Origin of the sequence: uncultured Anaerobiospirillum sp. (assembly GCF_902485895.1) — a bacterium.
In the GTDB taxonomy this organism is placed as follows: Bacteria; Pseudomonadota; Gammaproteobacteria; order Enterobacterales; family Succinivibrionaceae; genus Anaerobiospirillum; species Anaerobiospirillum succiniciproducens.
This window is the reverse complement of record NZ_CABTML010000003.1, coordinates 1-19674: the sequence shown is the minus strand read 5'-3', so window position 1 is coordinate 19674 and position 19674 is coordinate 1. Positions and strand designations below refer to the sequence as shown.

Annotated in this window: 11 protein-coding genes and 1 pseudogene; 6 read left to right on the top strand and 6 right to left on the bottom strand. The window is 43.6% G+C overall.

The window, feature by feature from the left end:
• Positions 1 to 84: 84 nt before the first annotated feature.
• The 5 genes from RDO37_RS00095 to RDO37_RS00075 all read right to left on the bottom strand — a co-directional run bounded on the left by RDO37_RS00095 (position 85) and on the right by RDO37_RS00075 (position 5577).
• Positions 85 to 654: a hypothetical protein gene (locus tag RDO37_RS00095; RefSeq protein ID WP_308497679.1), complete on the bottom strand. Its 570-nt coding sequence runs from the start codon at positions 652 to 654 to the stop codon at positions 85 to 87.
• Positions 655 to 1049: 395 nt separating this feature from the next.
• Positions 1050 to 2678, bottom strand: coding sequence for an NAD(P)-binding protein (locus RDO37_RS00090; protein WP_044121143.1), 1629 nt, complete (start codon positions 2676 to 2678; stop codon positions 1050 to 1052).
• Positions 2679 to 2691: 13 nt separating this feature from the next.
• Positions 2692 to 3750 (bottom strand): thiamine pyrophosphate-dependent enzyme, encoded by a 1059-nt coding sequence (locus RDO37_RS00085; RefSeq protein ID WP_027938824.1) that lies wholly within the window; start codon positions 3748 to 3750, stop codon positions 2692 to 2694.
• A 14-nt stretch (positions 3751 to 3764) separates the two neighbouring features.
• A complete protein-coding gene (porA, locus tag RDO37_RS00080) occupies positions 3765 to 5006 on the bottom strand; it encodes a pyruvate ferredoxin oxidoreductase (RefSeq protein ID WP_308497678.1) in 1242 nt (413 codons plus the stop codon).
• Positions 4999 to 5577, bottom strand: coding sequence for a 2-oxoacid:acceptor oxidoreductase family protein (locus RDO37_RS00075; protein ID WP_027938826.1), 579 nt, complete (start codon positions 5575 to 5577; stop codon positions 4999 to 5001). Before RDO37_RS00075 ends, porA begins: the two co-directional genes overlap by 8 nt.
• A gap of 1931 nt (positions 5578 to 7508) precedes the next feature.
• On the opposite strand from RDO37_RS00075, the pseudogene RDO37_RS10815 reads away from it, so the two are divergent.
• The 6 genes and pseudogenes from RDO37_RS10815 to RDO37_RS00050 all read left to right on the top strand — a co-directional run.
• A pseudogene (locus RDO37_RS10815) lies at positions 7509 to 7766 on the top strand (EcoRI family type II restriction endonuclease); the annotation flags it as partial.
• A gap of 2 nt (positions 7767 to 7768) precedes the next feature.
• Positions 7769 to 8806 (top strand): adenine-specific methyltransferase EcoRI family protein, encoded by a 1038-nt coding sequence (locus RDO37_RS00070; protein WP_374045293.1) that lies wholly within the window; start codon positions 7769 to 7771, stop codon positions 8804 to 8806.
• Between the two features lie 1317 nt (positions 8807 to 10123).
• Complete coding sequence (locus RDO37_RS00065; RefSeq protein ID WP_156907494.1) at positions 10124 to 11122, top strand: ROK family protein; 999 nt, start codon at positions 10124 to 10126, stop codon at positions 11120 to 11122.
• A 1688-nt stretch (positions 11123 to 12810) separates the two neighbouring features.
• Positions 12811 to 13836: a YafY family protein gene (locus tag RDO37_RS00060; protein ID WP_084281565.1), complete on the top strand. Its 1026-nt coding sequence runs from the start codon at positions 12811 to 12813 to the stop codon at positions 13834 to 13836.
• Positions 13837 to 14509: 673 nt separating this feature from the next.
• Positions 14510 to 15400, top strand: a complete 891-nt coding sequence (locus tag RDO37_RS00055) for an aldose-1-epimerase (RefSeq protein WP_273320257.1) — start codon at positions 14510 to 14512, stop codon at positions 15398 to 15400.
• 426 nt (positions 15401 to 15826) lie between these two features.
• Positions 15827 to 16345, top strand: coding sequence for a hypothetical protein (locus RDO37_RS00050; protein ID WP_273320254.1), 519 nt, complete (start codon positions 15827 to 15829; stop codon positions 16343 to 16345).
• A 260-nt stretch (positions 16346 to 16605) separates the two neighbouring features.
• On the opposite strand, the gene RDO37_RS00045 is transcribed toward RDO37_RS00050, so the two are convergent.
• A complete protein-coding gene (locus RDO37_RS00045) occupies positions 16606 to 17292 on the bottom strand; it encodes a YiiX/YebB-like N1pC/P60 family cysteine hydrolase (RefSeq protein WP_308497677.1) in 687 nt (228 codons plus the stop codon).
• Between the last annotated feature and the right edge of the window lie 2382 nt (positions 17293 to 19674).

Genomic DNA, 19674 nt, shown 5'->3' with positions numbered 1-19674 from the left:
TGGCACGGTAATGAGCACTTATCACTAGTCGCTAATGGACGTGATAGTGCTACGTTAGTTGATTGGGGTTTTAGTCAGATCGCACTAATCGTAATAGAGCACGTCATCCCACTCTATGCCTAGAGCCTCATCGATGGCATCGTCTTGGCCTTGCTCTTTGAAGTTCTTAAGCTGATTGAGGCTGTCTTTGAGGTAGGTCTTATTTAACACATTGTTTTTGTAAAGATCATCGAGCATGTAGATGAAAAATGCAGTTTCCTCATCTTCATATTGAGACTCGTCAAAGTCCTCAAAGTCGTCAGGATCATCCATCTCAAAGATCTCGACTACCTCAAGAAAGACCTTGGCGTTTTTGCCTAAGTACTTGTCTAAGAACTCGTGGCTGTCGTTAGATAATTGGTTGAAAGTCTCGTCAGATAAGACACCTTGCTGATGGCAGTTATCTAAAAACTCAAAGAAGTTCTTGTAGCCTGCATCAAAGTCACCACATAAGGCTAGAGGATCGTCACTTTCCCAGATATGGGATTTAACTTTAGTGCAATTGCCACTAACCATGAGGATGTGGCTAAGAGGGATTTCATAGGCCCACTCAGAAAGGCCCTCGAACTCCTCACTATCTGGAGTTTTAACGTATAAATAGCTGCGGTTGCTCATGATAATTCCTTTTTACAGCAAGAGACAGAAGCTAAGCTAAGCCAAGATAAGCTTGATTGTGCAAGCAAAAGTTAGCTCTGTACTGCTGCTTGCAATGATACTGAAGTTAGCATAGCACATCGCTTGATATATAGGAGGGTTTATACCAGGGACTGTGAGGATTTGTGAGGACTGTGAGGATTTGTGATTGATCGCTTGAAAGATTGTCGAATACTCTTTTAGGGTTTAATTAAGGGAAACGCACTGTTCTTGTAGATTTTCGTGCTAGTTGGTGAGCGGCAATAAAAAAGCGGGCTTGAGCCCGCTTGAGATAAGGGAGAAACCCCTTCAGATTAGAATTTAGTGTTGGATTCAGGCAGGCGTCCCCGCCTGAACCACTAGATGGGACAAAGAGACTAGATCTTCTCTGGAACCATCTTAATGTGACCGCAAGGACACTCCTGAGCACAAACACCACAACCCTTACAGTAGTCGTAGTTGAACTCATAACCCTTGCCTGGGCCTAACTTGATAACAGCGTTGTCAGGGCATACGCCGTAGCAGTTGTCGCACTCCATGCAGTTACCGCATGATAAGCAACGACGAGCCTCGAAAACTGCGTTCTCTTCGGTTAAACCGTGCTGAACTTCGTCGAAGGTTGAGGTACGACGAGCAAGCTCGAGCTGAGGACGAATCTTCTTAGGAGCATCGGAGTAGTAGAATGGGTGCATGTCTTCCCAACGTGCATCCTCGTGCTTCTCTGCCTTTACGTATGGACGGCCAGATAAGAAGCCGTGAACACCGCGAGCTGCATGCTTGCCCATGCCGATAGCGGCAGTTACGGTACGGTCACCTGGAACCATGTCACCAGCTGCGAAGATACCAGATACGGTAGTCTCGAAGGTAGTGGTGTTAACGGTAACAGCGTCCTTCTGTAACTCTAAGCCTGGAATAGCCTGTAAAGGAGATAAATCAACGTTCTGACCGATAGCTAAAACTACGGAGTCAGCAGGCATGTCCTCGTACTCGCCAGTTGGCTGTGGGTTGCCCTTCTCGTCAAGTGCCATCTTCTCGATCTTTAAGGTCTCGCCTTGAGCCTGATCGATGGTGGATAACCACTTAACCTCAATACCTTCCTCGATAGCGCCATCCATTTCTTCTTCGTTAGCTGGCATCTTATCGCGGTTACGACGGTAAACGATGATTGGCTCTGCGCCTAAACGACGTAAAGAACGAGCTACGTCAACAGCGGTGTTACCACCACCGTAAACTGCTACCTTACGGCCGATCTGAATGTCGCCATCGGTAGAAACCTTCTCTAAAACGTCTAAAGCGGTAAGAATACGGGTAGTATCACCAGATGGGATGTCAACATTTGAAGATAATGAAGCACCCATGCCCATGATAACTGCGTCGTACTTGCCGTTTTCCTTCTCAGCAAGAACGTTTTCGATCTTACGGCCGTACTCGATGGTTACGCCCATGTCGAGAATGCGCTGTACTTCAGCGTCTAAGATCTCACGTGGCAGACGGTATACAGGGATACCGTAACGCATCATACCGCCAGCCATCTTAGCCATTTCAACGATGTGAACAGTGTGGCCAAAACGACGTAAGTGGTAAGCAGCGGACAGACCAGCAGGGCCTGAACCGATAACTAATACACGCTTGCCGGTCTCACGAGCTGGCTTCTTGAAAGCTAAGTTGTGAGCTAAAGCGTAGTCACCTAAGAAGCGCTCAACAGAGTTGATACCTACGGACTCATCTAAGAAGCCACGGTTGCACTTGCCTTCGCAGGTGTGGTAGCAAACACGACCCATACATGCTGGGAGTGGGTTTTGCTCAACTAAAACGCGCCATGCGTGCTCATAGTCACCCTCTGATGCGTAGTAGAGCCACTGCTGGATGTTCTCACCAGCTGGGCACTGCTTGTTGCAAGGTGGGAGCTTGAATACGTTAACTGGACGTAATGTACGCCATGAACCGGTGTGATTGCTTAAGGATGAAGCAGGATCAAGGGTTGTGGCGAATGGTTTTTTCATCATTTTGAACGGCTCCTTAGACTAACTCTTGACGCTCGTAAGCCTGAATGGCGGTTGGTACGGTCTCAGGGACGGAATCGCCCATCATGTCGTACTGGCGAATGTTCTCTTCGCACATCTTCTCGAGAGCCTCGAGTACCTTAGGATCGGCCTTCTTGCCGGTTAAGTGAGCATAGCGGCGCTGTAACTTGAGGAAGTTGATGATTGGCTGCTTCTCTTTGATCTTGTGTACAGAAGTTACCTTACCGTACTCAGCCTCGAATACTGGGTAGAAGCCAGTCTCAACAGCTAAACGAGCAACAGTTACAGTGCTTGATGATGCGCTACCCCAGCCTAATGGGCATGGAACGAAAATCTGGATGTAACGAGCACCACGGTAGCTCATTGCCTTCTCAACCTTGTACTCAAGGTCACGAAGATCAGCTACGGTTGCAGTGGCTACGTAAGGAATACCGTGAGCCATAGCAATCAGTGGAACGTTCTTACCCTTACCCCAATCAGAACCTGGGTGATCACCAACTAACTGAGTGGTTGCAGTACGAGCTGATGGAGGGGTAGCAGATGAACGCTGTACACCGGTGTTCATGTATGCCTGGTTGTCGTAGCAGATGTATAAAACGTCATCGTTACGCTCAAACATACCAGAGAGTGGACCGAAACCGATATCGGTGGTACCACCGTCACCACCCTGGGCGATAATACGGGTCTCTTTGCCACCATACTTTAAGGCACGAACCTTAGCAGCGGCAGCCATACCAGTACCTACAGCAGCTGCGTTACCGAATAAGGAGTGGATCCATGGTAAACGCCATGCTGATTCAGGATATGGAGTAGAGAAAACCTCAAGACAGCCAGTAGCATTACATACAGCTAAGTTGCCGTTGGTTGCACGCATTGCAGCGTCAATAGCGGTACGAGCACCTAAAGCTTCACCGCAACCCTGGCAAGCACGGTGGCCAGAGGTTAAGGTGTTAGGACGATCCACCTCGGCCTGAACAGCGCGCATGGATGGGTTTAAAAGACGGTTACCTACGGTGTTGGAACCGGTCTGGTAGAAATGAATCTTGTCTAACATTGCGATCTCCAGAACTAGCGTACAGACTTAATGATGTCGCTCTCAGCGATAGGGCCGTCTGCAAAAGAAACACCCTCGGCATCCTTTAAGTAGTTGTTGAGGACATTTGGTTGAGCATCAACGAAGGTTAATTCCTCAACTAACTTGCCCTGAAGAGCCAGATCAGCGATGTTCTTGATGGTTGAACCTAAGATTGCACGACCACCTAAGCCAGCTACTACAGAACGGATCTTGCAGTCAGTGCCGTACATGGAGCGCTCAACCTCTGGGCCGATAATGCCACGAGCACCGATGGAGAATGCACGCTCAACAACAACTACGTTCTTGCAGTCGCCGATAGCAGCCTTCATTGCCTCGTATGGGAATGGACGGTAGGCCTTTAATGAGATGATGCCAACCTTGTAGCCCTGCTCGTTGAGACGATCAACTTCGTCCTTAGCAGTACCAACTGAAGAACCAGCGATAACGATCTTAACGTCAGCATTGTCGCAGTTGTAGCACTCAACTAAGCCGCCAGAGTTGCGACCGGTGAGCTTACGGTACTCTTCGGTAACCTTCTCGATAACGCCAATAGCCTTAGCCATCTTGCGCTGCTGTAAAATCTTAACCTCAGTAAATGCCTCTGGGCCAACCATAGCACCCATAGAAATAGGCTGCTTAGGATCTAAGAACTCCTTAGGATTGTACTCAGGTAAGAATGAATCGATCTGCTCTTGTGATGGAATGTCCATACGCTCAAAAGCGTGGGTTAATACGTAGCCATCCATCAGAACCATGACTGGAAGACCAACTTCCTCAGCGATCTTGAAAGCCATGATGTGGGTGTCAACTGCGTCCTGGTTGGACTCACAGAATAACTGTAACCAGCCAGAGTCACGCTGTGACAGGGAGTCAGAGTGGTCGTTCCAAATGTTAATAGGAGCACCGATAGCACGGGATGCTACGGTCATAACCATAGGAAGACCTAAACCTGATGCGTTGTATACGCCTTCTGCCATGAACAGGAGACCCTGAGAGGCAGTAGCAGTGTAGGTACGAACACCACCGGCAGCAGCACCGATGGAGATAGACATAGCGGAGAACTCGGATTCACAGTTAATGAACTCGCACTCCTTGAGCTTGCCTTCCTTTACGAGCTTACCTACGTTCTCAACGATGTGAGTTTGTGGGGAAATTGGGTAAGCACATACAGCACCAGGACGGCAAAGGGCAACGGCCTCAGCGATACCAAGAGAACCTTCGATTTGCTTAAGCATTTGCGCCTCCGTTCTTGATGTTGCTAATAAATTCGTAAGCTAAAGCAGCGGTCTCAGCGTTAGCATCACCGACCTTGCCTGGATAGCGGGTTTGGAATGACTTCTGTACTGACTCGAGCTTGAAGATGCCGGTAACAGCTGCTAAAGCGGCGATCATTGGTGCACCTGGAAGTGGACGACCAATCTTCTGCATAGCAAAGTCAGTTGCTGGTACAGTGTAAACGTGACCAGCTGGTAAACGCTTAACCAGCTCTGGAACGATTTCCTCTGGGGACTCGTTGGTGTTGATGATGGCGTAGCCATTGTCAGATAAACCAGCGAATACGTCTAAAGCGGTTAATAAAGTACGATCCTGAACAACTACAGCATCAGGACATAAAATAGGCTCGTGAGTTCTGATCTCTTTTTGATCAATACGAGCATATGCAACAACTGGAGCGCCTGTACGCTCGGAACCGAAGCTTGGGAAAGCTTGTGCACAGTGGCCTTCTAAGAATGCTGAGAGTGACAGCATTTCGGCTGCGGTAACTACGCCCTGACCGCCACGGCCGTGTAATCTAATCTGAAGCAAAGTAGGCTCCTTTAATATGCATCAAATCAATTTTCTCTTAGCCTTAGCTACTTACTTATGACTTCTGCACAGGGATACGACTTTTCTTTTACTACGCGATGCATTAAGAATGTTCTAATATGAGGACTTTCAGTAAGCATCAAGATTGAAGCTTTATTTGCAAACGCCTTTTCTTGGCGTTTGTGTCAACACATCAACCGTTAATACTTAACTGATGTATTAGCCATTTTTTAAGTAGTAAAAGCCAAGTGCACAATATCTTGCGATACTGTCTCGAAACAGCAGGTATAAAAGGCATACAAGGAGCACTTGACTTGAGTGCATATCCTTTAGCCTTAATACATACACAGACCTGCAAGAAATGACTGTGTACTACCGCTCCGAACCTTGTTACGGGGCACTTAAGACAGTTTGACAAGGACTGCCGTCGTAGTCCGCTTACTTTCAGGAGATGTCAGAAGACAATCCTAACGTTTAAGCAAATGAACTAACGGGAAAGATCCGCAAGTTACGCCATTAAGAGTTCTTATCTCACCTTCAGTCTCCACGAAAGAGGGAGCAAAACAGCTTAATTTAGGTGCTTGATGTATAAGAGAAAGCTTACACGCAAGAGCACCTGCGAAACTCAAAAACAATATAGTCAACAACACCGTAAAAAGCCACGTACCAATTCTGATTTTGGTTAGCGTTGGATAACTATAAACGTGATGTTCTTCACACTAAATTGCCAAAACGGTGCCCATGGCAGTGCGGTTGCACTAAAAATGATAAGTATAAATATTATGTCATAGATAAAATCGGTGATCTAAAAGCGCATAAATCCCTTATCTACAAAGGTTAGCTATAGGTAATTGGAATTAGGCTAGATGGCTATCATGTAATCTAGATCACAACTTGGGATATTCAGAAGTTTAATAAACCTACTTAATTAAATGATTTTAATAAATAGATATCGCCACTAACTTGATGTGAAATTTTTCAAAAGATGATGTGCATGCTGTTTATAAGCACGTGTATCTATTTGAGAATAAAAGATATATAAGTAACGCTTATGGAAAATCGGTTCTAAGACGCCGTCACATTCGCATCAATTAATAGGTGCTAAACCTAGTAGATTAGCCAAAGTTGGGCTTTATCTTGGATCCAAGTTGCTGATTACTGCAAAAACACTACAAAGAGTCTCACTTGAAAAACTAGTATCAAAAGGGCGATTTTTAGGTCATATTCTGGAGTGAAGTTTCAATTTGGCATGTCTCAATGAAATTAAACTCCATGCCAATTACCGCTGCACCTTCTCTTTTCGCCCGCAATGGTGCAAAGCAAAATACGCAAAGCTACTCATTATCCACTCAAAGTCACGAGGCCTACCGAGCCCATAGGGCAATGCCAAGCCAGCACATAGTTGAGGCTGCCTATGCTATAGCGTGTGGCAGCCGATCTTATAGCGTGAGGCCTCATCACCATCAAAAACTAGGCAGGTTGCTTTTTCAAGCAACAAGCTTAATATCAATTGAATACTTCAGCCAAGTAACACTTTCACAGGCATATACATACATACATATATATGTATCAGCTGACTGCATTGCTCATAAGATGGTACCAGTGTAGGTAATGGCAAGGCCAAAGTTGCTGCAGCTAAGGTCAGATAGCTGTCCATCTACATATATAGAAGCGGTACAATCTTTAGTAACACCAATCATTCTGCTGGACTATGTATATGACCATCATTAATGGATGAAGAACCTTTAGTTGACCTTACTGTTATATCTAACAGTTTAAGCTCTTGGTGGAATAAGTCATACAGTAACGCCAGATTTACCTCGTAGCTGATCTCAGATCAGGTATCTTACGTTTGTGCCTAGTTTGGCGGGCTCTAAGTTGCTTAGTGAATCTATTAATGTAGCTCGCTCAGATGGACGGTTGTTTCTTTAGAGAATGATTCAGGACTTGTTAACAGAATAGATAGACTGACCGCAGCAAATTATGGCGTGGCAATCAATATCAGTCACTGTTAACTCTAATTTGTTAAGCATGAAGACAGAACAATCATGTTGCAGGCTGCTTCTATTTATACACAAGGTAATGGTAAGGGGTGTACAAAGGGGCAAATGTTTGAAATCATGCTTGAGATAGCAGAAACATCGCTGCAGATGCTTGGCAGGGATTTGCAGAATCAAATGAAAGATTGAGTATGGCAAGACATGCAACAAATAAGAACCTACAGAAAGCCAAGAGGCTCAAGAGCGACGAGTTCTATACTCTACTTTGCGATATAGAGCGTGAATTGCAGCATTATGAAGGTTGCTTTGTAGATAAGGTTGTTTACTGCAACACCGATGATCCTAAAGACAGTAATTTCTTTAAGTTCTTCAAATACAATTTTAGAAAGCTTGGGCTGCGCAAGCTAATAGCTTCGTGTTACAAAGAGCAAAGTAGTGGTCTTTTTAGTGAGCCTGCTAAAGGGCAAGCATATTACTGTGTTTATGAAGGTAGCGAAGAGACGACTAAAGTAGGCTACTTTAATGGCGATGGTGATTTTAGAAGTGAAGAGTGTTTAGCCTTACTTAAGCAGGCAGATATTGTCGTTACCAACCCGCCATTTTCACTTTTCAGAGAGTTTGTAGCTCAACTTGTTGCATACCAAAAGGATTTTTTAGTAATTGGCAACATTAACGCAATCACATACAAAGAGATATTTGAGTTAATCCAAGGCAATCGTGCCTGGCTTGGCGTTAATCTTGGTCGTGGCATTTCTGGGTTCATTGTACCTGACCATTACGAGCAATATGGTAGCGAGGTTGATATTAATGCAAACGGGCAAAAAATCATCTCTACTAATAACTGCCTCTGGCTTACTAACTTGGATTTAGCTCAAAGGCGCAATGATATTAATCTCACCAAACATTATTCAGGGAATGAGCTCTGCTATCCTAAATACGATAATTGCGACGCTATCAACGTAAACAAGACCAAGGATATTCCTAAAGACTACCCTGGACTCATGGGAGTGCCGATAACTTTCTTGCACAAATACAATCCAAGTCAATTTGAAATTGTAAGGTTTAGAAAAGGCGATGACGGCAAAGACCTATGTGTCAACGGCAAATGCCCGTACTTTAGGATCCTTGTGAAAAATAGGGCACCTTTGACATCCACCATTATCCCCTCAAATGGCCATGCAACAGAGCAAGCATCAGCATCTGCTCTGAATATGCAAACAGGCAAGTAGTCGCATCTGGTCAGAATATGCAAATGACCGAGCTAATGCGGCTGATTTGAATAGCAAAGGTGATTTGGGATTGTCGTTTTTCATACACTGCAAAGTTTGCAGAAAGCTGCTTATGCTGCAGTGCGCTTATATGGTAGATATTGGCTGATCTTTTTGTTTGTAAATGGCTTAAATATGCTATTCGTGGGCAAGTAATGTCTTGCCTTTTCGCAGTCGCAACAATTTTTTATCTATGTAGCGTGGCGCTCAATGCATATCTATGTACTGAAAACCCCATAGATATGCAAATCTTTATACATAATCAAAGCTCAGAGAATCTCTTTAGCAGTGATAATTTGCTTGAGTATATGATAACAATTTGCAAATACTTATACTAAGTATTGTGGCCATAGTTCATTATTGATGTAATAGCCACCGAACAAGTCTTGATCGCGTCCTGTATTACTGTGAACCCAGTTGAGTACAGGGCGCTTTTTTATTTTGGCCCTCCAAAAAAATCAGATCCAGCCAATTCGTCTTCTCTTTTTCACTCATCCCAAGCATACAGTCGCCATCCCTGCAGAAACTGTTGCTCTTCACTTGCAAAGCCATTGTCAGCTCTTCAGGTAGTACCGTATAAAGGCGTCACATTCCGTAACTGCATAGTCATTTAGGCCGCAGCATTGGGATGCAGTCGGTCTCAACTTGCTTGTCTCACACCTCCTAATTAGATGCTTGGTGGATGCTTAGATCGAGTTATCCTGCCGTGCTGATAAACGAGGGACTGGCTGCACTAGCCATGTGGCGTGGTGCGTGAGATCTATGTTCGACATCTATAAATGAGAGTGTGTTGGGCAATAGCTATCAACTTTGTAAGTTTAACGGCCCTGGATGCTAATACGGTGCTTTTTGCCTTATGTGCTGGCAAGGTGGCTGAGCTTAAGATATAAGCGCTGGGATTATTGAGATAAAGTCGCATGAGGGCTATAAAGTGAGACATGAGCCTGTGTATTGGCAAAAGCTTGAGATAGGCCTCAGGACTTGCATGCTAGTCTCATGCTAGAATCAATAAGATGCCGCTTTTCAATCACTGAGCATGTATGAGCTCGTGATTAGGGTCGTTTCGGTGTTTTTACTTACTTGGTGCTTGGTCATTTATTGTTAAAAATGTGTTTGCTATTTTGAGGCCTTTTTGTACTATATGGCGGACAAAGCTCACTTACGAGCGTCATTGTATAGGCTAAAAGTAGCTATCTTTATTTTGAGCAAGCTATACCTTACAAAAGGCAGAGCTTGAGTGTTAGTGTGTTAATCCTTGTTTAGTTTAGGGTGCCATTAGTGAAAGATATCAACCAACTGTTGATGAGCCATGATATCCGTGAGAAGAATCTTGAGACAGTTCTCAGGACTCTTCATAAAGAACAGGTATCAACTGCAACTAAGCTAAATAAGCTCACCGGCTTATCTGTAGTTACTGTTAATAAGCTCCTCGATCAGCTTGTTGAGTCTGGACAGGTTAGAGTAGGTGCAAATACTAAGAACCTCAAAGGAAGACCTGCCTCTACTTATCACTTTAATGCTGCCTATAAATTAGTGCTCATCATTTCTTGTTACAAGAGAGGCGGCCACGACTATGCGGGCTACTCGATTCATGATCTGTTTGGTGAGTGTATTGAACGCCGTGAAGAGTTACTTGCGACCGTCCATACTGATGAGTTTAAAGTAGCGATTGAGAACTACTTAGAGCGCTTTCCAAAGATCTCCATGATCGGTATCTCCATGCCATCAGAGTCGATTGGTGGCCGTATGGCTTCAGCACTGCGTCGTGATCCTTTGTCACGTCGTTTAGCGCAGCATATGAAAAATCGCTTCCACTTACCGGTCTTTTTGGAAACTGATATTAATGCTGCTACTTTAGGAGCCTTTAAACGTCACTCTCAATACGAGTTCGTGTGCGGTTTAGCATTAGTACCAGGCAGATCTCCTGTGTGCTCCTTCTGTTATAACGGCTCCTTGATTCGAGGTCGTGATGGCTTAGCTGGTGAAGTTAAGCACTTCCCGATGTATAACAATATCGGTATCTTGCCACTTGACCCAGATGCTGCTGATGATCTTGCAGTACGTACACTGCAGGCAGTCACCTGCGTGCTTAATCCTGCACTGATCGTCGTCTATACTGAGAGCCTTAAGTCTGGGCCTGCTCTTGCTGATCGCCTTAAGCGTCGTCTGACTAATGAGGCAGAAATCGTATTAATGCCAAAGATCGAGGTTACCGATCATATGCGTGAAGACATTGTCTCAGGCATGATCACCTTATGCTTAGAGCATCTAAGCTAAGAAACAAAGCTAAAAGATTTGATAAGGCACAGGTTGCCATCATAAGAGGGTCTAGGAGCACTGCTACTAGGCCCTTTTTTAATAAATAGACTTACATCGCCACCTAAACTCTTCGAGTTATAGGTGGAGAATTACGCCTATTTGTTAAATCGGATAAATCTTTAGAGCCTCCATCTTAAAATAAAGGTCAGGGCTATGGGATAGGCAGCATAGCGGATGTCAAATTGAACGAGATCATTTGTGGCACAAGGAATAAGACTTTGCATTTTGTGCTTTGGAAGAGACTAAATGATGGTCTACTAAACATAACTAAGCGCTTCAATAGGATATTGATTGGCTTTTTAGCAATATGAGTTCACTTATAGGGAAATAAAAGTGAGACTTTATCTCTATATCAATTGTTCTGTTATATAGTATTTGAACTCTATCAACTAGGCTCATTGGCTTGAACATTGATCTAAGTTTTGTGTAAGTGCGTTTAAATCCTAGATACTCTTAGAAAACTTTATGCTATAAATCAAAAATAAGGATACTGATCAGTCCAATAAATAAAATTATTGCACATAATGCCAAACATGCTTACACAACTATAGTTGACATAATTTATATAAGTGTTAAAATGAATTGTGAAACAGTTCGCTAAAGGTGTTGTATACTAGTATGGATCAGCTAAGTTAGCTCATAATGCAAGCTTGTTCAACGAATTAGTTAATATTTAAACCTTGTCTAAACCTACAATTGAGTGTGACAAGTACATAAATATTTAGTTAACCATCATTTGCATTGAATGCCATATGCACATTGGTGCTATACTCTTTTTCGTTGCAGCACATGAGTTCTAGCCTCTGTCATGCCTTTTGGGATCATACAGGGCAGTACTAAAACTGATACAACCCTTAAGCTCAACATATGCACATTCAGTAACTTAGAACTTCATTTTTTAAATACTGAATGATTTTATGCATGTTTTGCTCTATACGTAAGTATTGACTGTAATACCAAACTACTTATATATAGAGTAATATTTGAATGCTTTAGGTATGCAACTAAGTTAAGACTTCTTTGCTTGCTCATGCAGAGGCTTCTTTAATCAACGCTTATACATGTTAGGCAGTTAGTGCTCTGATCTTATACATGTATGCTCCTTTAAAGAGACCTTTGTCATTTACTTGTATTTGTTGTTTCCGCTAGGTTACTTCATAAAGTAATGTGCAGTGAAATAGCTTGATTCACTGATTGGGACAGCACAAGATAAGCTTAGTTTGCCATCTGTTGTTGGCTTTACCTTAATGGTAAAGTCTGAATATGCAAACCTTTTGAATTTAAAGCCTGTGGCTAGTAAGACAGAGGGTTTGTGGTAGTGTTTGCAAAGTTAGATGTAGATTTTTGTGTGGTTAAGGTTCACCAGAAGACTTGTTGCAATGAGTGCTTGGCTTATTGCGCTCACCTTGTGTGAATGATACTGCAAGATTGTTTATATTGGCCGATGCGCACTTTAATCGTTGTTTAATCATATGTCGTATGTGCAGGATCTGTAGTTCATTGTGTGGTTCATACAGCACAGCGACAATTTGCGATTTTAAGCTGGCTTGATGATAGGAGCTTGGTGCTAATGTTGCGTTTTATCAACATTAGTAGCTATCAGTTAATACTGCTTAAATGAGCAAGTACTATGAAAGGGACAAGGTATGGCAGCAAACTCCTATTCAAGCACGAATGGGTCTGAAACAGAGTCAATGGATCCACCCGCAATTGCCTTTAAGTGGACCCAGGCACGACGCCTTGAGTTTATTGACTTTCGTTTAAGTTCAGACGGACGCGTCAATCGTAGTGACCTCGTTGATTTCTTTGGTATCTCTGTACCACAGGCATCTTTAGATTTAGCTCGCTACCTTGAGTTAGTTCGCAAAGCTACTCCAAGACGTAAGAATCTTATCTACAATCGTCATCTTAAGTACTATGTTCGTACTGAAGACTTCAAGCCATTGTTCCCAACGGTATCAAATCCGCAAAGCTACTTAGCTGATCTGCTTGCTCTGTGCCGTGGTGAGTTACCTCAGTCCCGCAATTTCTTTGGCTATGTACCAAACGTAGGTGTTGCTACCTTCGTACCTCCACGCCGTAGTGTCGACCCTGAGATTCTCTTCAATATTCTTGAAGCAATTCGTTGCCGTATGGCTGTGCACGTTACCTACATGAGCGTTAGCTCTGATGGTGATCAGTCACACCTGATTGCTCCTCATGGTCTTGCTTACGATGGCAACCGTTGGCACGTACGTGCTTACTGCTACAATCGCCATGGATTCCGTGATTTTGTTCTATCACGTCTGCTCACTTGTTCTGCACCAGACATCCAGGCACCGGAAGATCGCTTCACTGCTCCAGGTGGTAACGGTGTCGTAATCGTAAGTACCTCTGGTCGTGATGATCGTGACTGGAATACTCTTATCGATCTCGTATTGTGCGCAAATCCTAAGTTACCTGAGCGTGCTAGACGTGCTGTTGAGATGGATTACGGCATGGAAGAGAATGGTACTGTGGTTTACACTTGCCGCCGTGCCTTAGTCTTCTATACCCTGCAGTGGTTACGCCTCACTCCACATGATGTTAACTTACCTCCAGAGTGCCGTCAGATTGTCTTAGACAACGAAGACGAGGTAATGGCAGTTTTAGAGAATGACAACTTCTCCTCATTAACTGTTATTCATGAGTGAAACGATCCTGCAAGTCAGGTATTCGTTGCAAATTCAGGTCTAAAGTCGCTCTCTAATTCTCAAAAGCGCAAGTAATAGACCTAAAAAGGCCCTAGCAACTCAAGTTGCCAGGGCTTTTTAGTTTCTGCATACAGCATATCTTGCAGCGCTATCCTCGCCTCAATCTTTGCACGCACCAACGTAGCTACAAGCGCTTTAGGCAACACGCGTCTAAGTTTTATGAAAGGGCATGAATGTGTACTCTAAAGGATGCAGTGAAGGTATATATATGCCATCTCTAAGGCTATACCATCAGCAAGGCAATTAAGCTATGTATAGCCAGGACGCATATCTCATTACATATTAGAGCTGTCATCTTTTATACAAGATAGGGTGTCATCGCTTTTTAGCTAGATACTTGCGTTAGCACGCAATTTAGCTATATCTTTTGGTCTTTTACAATCAAGAATGCAAAGTTTGTTGTATCATGTATCATAGTGCAACAATTGTTTAGCAATCCCGGTGAGTGTTGTCAGCCCACATGGTGTGCTGCAAACAATATATAAAGATCAACTAATGGATGAGCCTTGTAGAGGCTTTCTCTAAGCTAGTTTGTTTTACGACCTAGTCACAAGCAGTGTATTCGTGATTGATCTTTTGGACTTTTCAATCAGACAAAAGCAAGGTGGAATTTATGCATCTTAGCGGCAAGACGGTTTTACTCCAGGCAGGTGATTACACTGCGACTATCGTAACCATCGGCGGTGCAATTGCTAGCTTAAAGTATTTAGGTCATGACATCATCATGCCTTGGAAGCCAGAGTCTGTTCCTGAGGGCTATCAGGGCAAGATCCTCGCTCCATGGCCAAATCGTATTCCGGATGGTATCTATACTTTTGCAAACAAAGAGTACAGTCTTCCTATCAACGACAAAGAGACTCAGTGCGCCTCTCACGGTTTAGTGGCTTGGCAAGAATGGTCCATCAAGAGTATGTCAGCAAGCGGCGTTGAGCTGCAGTGCTTCATTCCTCCACAGCCAGGTTATCCTTTCTTAATCAGCCTGCAGGCTAATTATGAGCTTATTGAGGGCATGGGTCTTAAGATCGACATTACTGCTCAGAACGTAGGCAAGGAAGACGCTCCATATGGCATCGGTATGCACCCATATATCACTATTGATGGTCAGCTCATCGATGAGTGCGTATTATCCATGCCATTTACTCGTGCCTTTGCCTTATCCGAGCGCAAGATCCCAACTGAGGTTGTCTCTGTAGATGACTTAGGCTTCAACTTCCAAAAGCCACGTGCTATGGGCCCAGTTGAAATCGATCACTGCTTCATCTCTGAAGGCGCTGCTCGCATGAATACCGTCATGCTCGAGAACAAGGATCTGAAGGTTTACTGCAAGTCCAATGCTCCATTCATGCAGCTGTACACTCCAGACAAATTAGGTCGTAAGTGCTTAGCTGTTGAGCCTATGACTTGTGCTGCTAATGCCTTTAACAATGGCTACGGCCTCATCACCTTAAAGGAACATCAGCACAGCACCTTAACCTACATCATTGGTGCTGTTAAGCAGGTATAAGCGCTAGCTTAATAGGATATATGCTTTGATTAAAAAATGCAGACCACCACTAGGCCTGCATTTTTTTATGCGCCCAATCTAAATGCCTTAAGGTTTTGCACCTTATGAAGTGGTCCCATGTATAGGCGCATTTATACAAGCAGCAATTACCTATTTACTCATACAAACATGCAAAAGCGAAAAAATATTGGATCGTCTATCGCAAAATAGCATTCGTATCATTGTTGTTCACGCTTTGCTCGGCTATAGTATAAAATTAGACTAAGAATACTAACGTATTTGCTTGCGATGCTCTGTGAAAGTTACCTGCTTCACCGTAGCTAAAAACTCCAGCAAGACGTGTTAATGCCATTGTGCGCTCTGTATGCACATAAGGATAAGAGCTTCTTAGGTAACGAATAATCCCATCCACACGGAGAATTGCAGATGTTAAAGATTGCCAAGATTGCATTAGTGTCAGCTATGTTAACCGCTGGTTTAACCGGCTGTGGTGACAATGCTCCAGATGCATCCATCCCTGCTAAGGTTTACGCTGACGGTGTTGTAAACAGCGACTTACACAAGATGCTGTCAGTAATGGATCTTTCTGACGTATCCAAGGAGAACCAGAAGTTAGTTTCTCAGAGCTTAGGTGAGATCTTAAACACCACCAAGGCTATTGCTGCAGCAAAGGGTGGTTTTGCTAAGTACGTTGTTACCGACATTACCGCTGAGGGCAATGAGGCTGTTGCTAACGTTAAGTTCATCTTCAAGGATGGTAGCGAAGTTGTTAGTGCAATCCCAATGCGTTTATCTGGCGACAACTATGCTGTTGTTTTAAACCAGGCTCGTGCTGAAGAGACCGCTGAGGTTGCTGCTGAGGACTTAGTTCCTGCTAATGCCGAAGTTCAGGCTGCTCCTGCTGAGCAGGCTGCAGCTCCAGCTGCAGAGGCTAAGGCTCAGTAAGCTGCTAGCTTCAGGCAACAAGATAGGCTATAGCAATACTAGAGCCTAACATCATGCAAAGGCATCATGGGATCACAACCTGTGGTGCCTTTGTTGTTTTTGGGCTTAAGAAAAAGATCGTGATAGTGGTAAAGGCATTAGCATGTGCATGATCTTTTACTAAGCTAGCACGTTATAAGAGCAATTGACATTAAAGTGCCTTGGACCTTCAACGTGAGCTTGTGTACTGCTAAGGTTAGGCGTTAACGTTAGTGCTACTTTTAGAGGGATTGCGGATCATCAAAGACATAGATGATCTTAAGATTGGGATCTTCGATAAATGACTGCGGGACGTAATAATCGCCCTCGTTGAGCGGAATGTTTAAGAATGTCTTGTTAACTTGCATGGTGACATGATCTTGTAGAGCAAAGATCACCATGGAGCTACAGTAGATAGATCGTGGATCTGGAGTGATAGTAAAGGGTTGACCTTCAATACTCTTAAGATAGTTTTGCACCTGCTCAATAGAGCTGTCTTTAAGATCTTGATAGCGACCAATGGCTAGAGAAGAGGCCTCGCTAACAAAGTTCTCAAGGGGAATAGTAATCACCCCTTCAAAGTTTGAGCCTGCATCATCTGCAGTGGTGGCGTGCGTAACTAAGATCTCAGGCTCGATAGCGCTAATCATACCCATATGTGAGTACTTACTATTAGTGACATCTGCAATGACAAAGCTATCAGCACCAACTCCCATTCTAAAGATAAGATCACCCACCTTAAGCTCAGGAAGTGGCGCAATACTCTCCAAGCTTAAATGCGTTACGCTCGATGATGTGATCTCATTGCGCAGGTATACTGCAGTACTTAGAGCACTAACTATGGTCAGTGCTGCACAGGCTGCGATTAACTTAGTGCGCTTACGTAGATGAAGTTTGCTTGAAGACATAGAGTAGGCAATAAAGGTCATAAATGATTAGCACAAGGGCTGCTATGCATATTGTATCAGTAGCTCATAGCTTTATCTTAAGCAAAGTGCACAGACTTATCACGATAAGAGCATAGCAATCATTCTCTAAACATAACGCATTAGCGTTCATGGCATGACTTACAGCTGGCGATCTTAGCAAGTGGAACTTTCAGCTCATTTTATTACTCTACCATTTAACGAGAGATCAGAAGAGCAGCACAGTCTAGGCACTGCTTATTCAGCAGCATGAGAGATGCGCGGCATGAACCATCACTTATCAATAATGATTAGCGTGCCATGCTGTTATACGGCTGTGAGTTAGGCGCGACCACCACTCTAGGAGCAATCTTACTTCAAGAGCAATAACTCTGCTCTTTAGCAACTGACCCTGATCCTAAGCAAGGATCATTAGTGCTCAGCGGTGATCCTCTGATAAGCCATACTTGAAACGATCTTGGTACAGGATCACAGGGTAGCGCGTGATCTCATTGAAAGCTCTAGGCAAAGGGCCTGATCCTTTTCAAAAGATCACAATATAGCCAGTGATCTTTCTAATAGAACAGAAGATAGCCAGTGATCTTTCTAAGAGATCAGAGGATAGGGCGTGATCCTGTTGAAAGATCAGAGGATATGGCGTGATCTTTTTTGAAAGATCATGAGATCAGAGCGGCGATCTTGTTTGATCTTTTGCAAAATAGAGAAAAGATCACCGCTGTTTGTGATCAAACGGCTTATTTATAAGGTTTATAGTGCAACGATCTCATGAAAAAGCGGTGATCTTAGGGGCTGAGATCTCATGATCTTGTGTAAAAAGCGCCAGTTGTCATACAAGTAATGGTGATTTTGACAAAATTGCACTGTTTATAGCAAAGCGCATAAATAGGGGCGTTTGTTGTTGTCTACACGTACAAAAATTATTTCTAAAAAGATTTTTTAAAATCTAGTGGAAAAGAGGGAACTTTTATGTGAAACTATACGTAGATTGATTGTTGAGCTTGCTTAGCAATCAGTTAGGAATGACGGGTCGCTCCCTGACTTCCGAATTTCTATAAAGCCTCTTTTTTTATAGCGGATCTCTTCGGAGTGAAGCTAACGTACTGACCAGAGTGCAACGTTATTCATAATAGGTATCATGCGTAAGCCTGTTATGAAATTCTTTGAAGTCGGAGCTTTGTCGGTATGGTCTTGGATTGGAACTGAGCAGCAGCTAAGCTTGCTTAAATAGCAGAGACATGATGCTGTATAAGACAGAACGCACTTCTAGGGGAAGCCACGGGGTAGGATCCGTGGAGCACTGAACCTAGAGGATTGTGTAGTCTTTCAGGTACTCGCCGAGACAGGGGGCTTTATCGATATAGCCCATCCCCTCTAGCTAAGTTCTTAGCAAACTAATCTCCCTCAAACAAAATCTTCTTCTTCTTCTTCTTCATCAACATACCCTTTTTGCGTCCATCGCATCCATCATATATCTCTTCATCATCATAATTTTTCACATCATCTTTTTGCCAATAGTCCTCAGTGCCCTTTTGCGTCGCAATCTGCAAATGTTTTCATCAAACAGCAAAATCTTGCAGACATCAGCACCAAAAGCAAGCGGCTCATCGTAGCAGTTTCTCTTTTACCATTGCATCATGTTGAAGCATGATTTTCATAATGCGCTCGTAGCCAATGCAGCTCAGCCCATTACGCTGTCACTTAATCTAGTACTAACGTAATTGTCTAGCAGCTACAACAGCGTAGCAATGAAGGCAACGGGATGTAGAAGAGTCAGCTTATAAATACCAGCCCGTCGTACGAGCAAACTCAAGGCTAAGCAGGCAGACTCGTATGGGAATAGCTCTACACTTTTACCTTTCTGTGTAAGGAAGAGAGAAAGTAAGCTATTTTGTTGATGCTGCTTAACTACCAATGCGTACGCTACGGCATGTATCAAAGAGTAACTTACTGGCCATGTACTCAGGCTTTGGCCATGAGTTTGCGTTAGCGCATGGCTGCACTTTGATACTGCTGCTTGATGCTACTGATTGACACTGCCGCTTGATGCTACAGCTAGACGCTATAGCCATACACATTCGCATTGGCGCGGCATGGAGTCACGCTTCTTTGGTTAAGCTTATAGCTACACTATGCTGCACCGGATTCACTATGGCTAGTCATTATGCAAGGTAGGTAATTCAGAGTACGTGTTTTAGTTGTGCTGTATGTGATGGTGCACTGTCAGTCTGATCTTAATGGAAACCATGTATACGTGAACTACTCTCAGGTACTTGGTCGATTTTACGGGGGTTAAATTTAAAAGCTAGCATACATATTATAAACCGCATGTTTATCGAATTTTAAGGAAACATGCAATTGCTAGGATTTAACAAAACCACACTGATT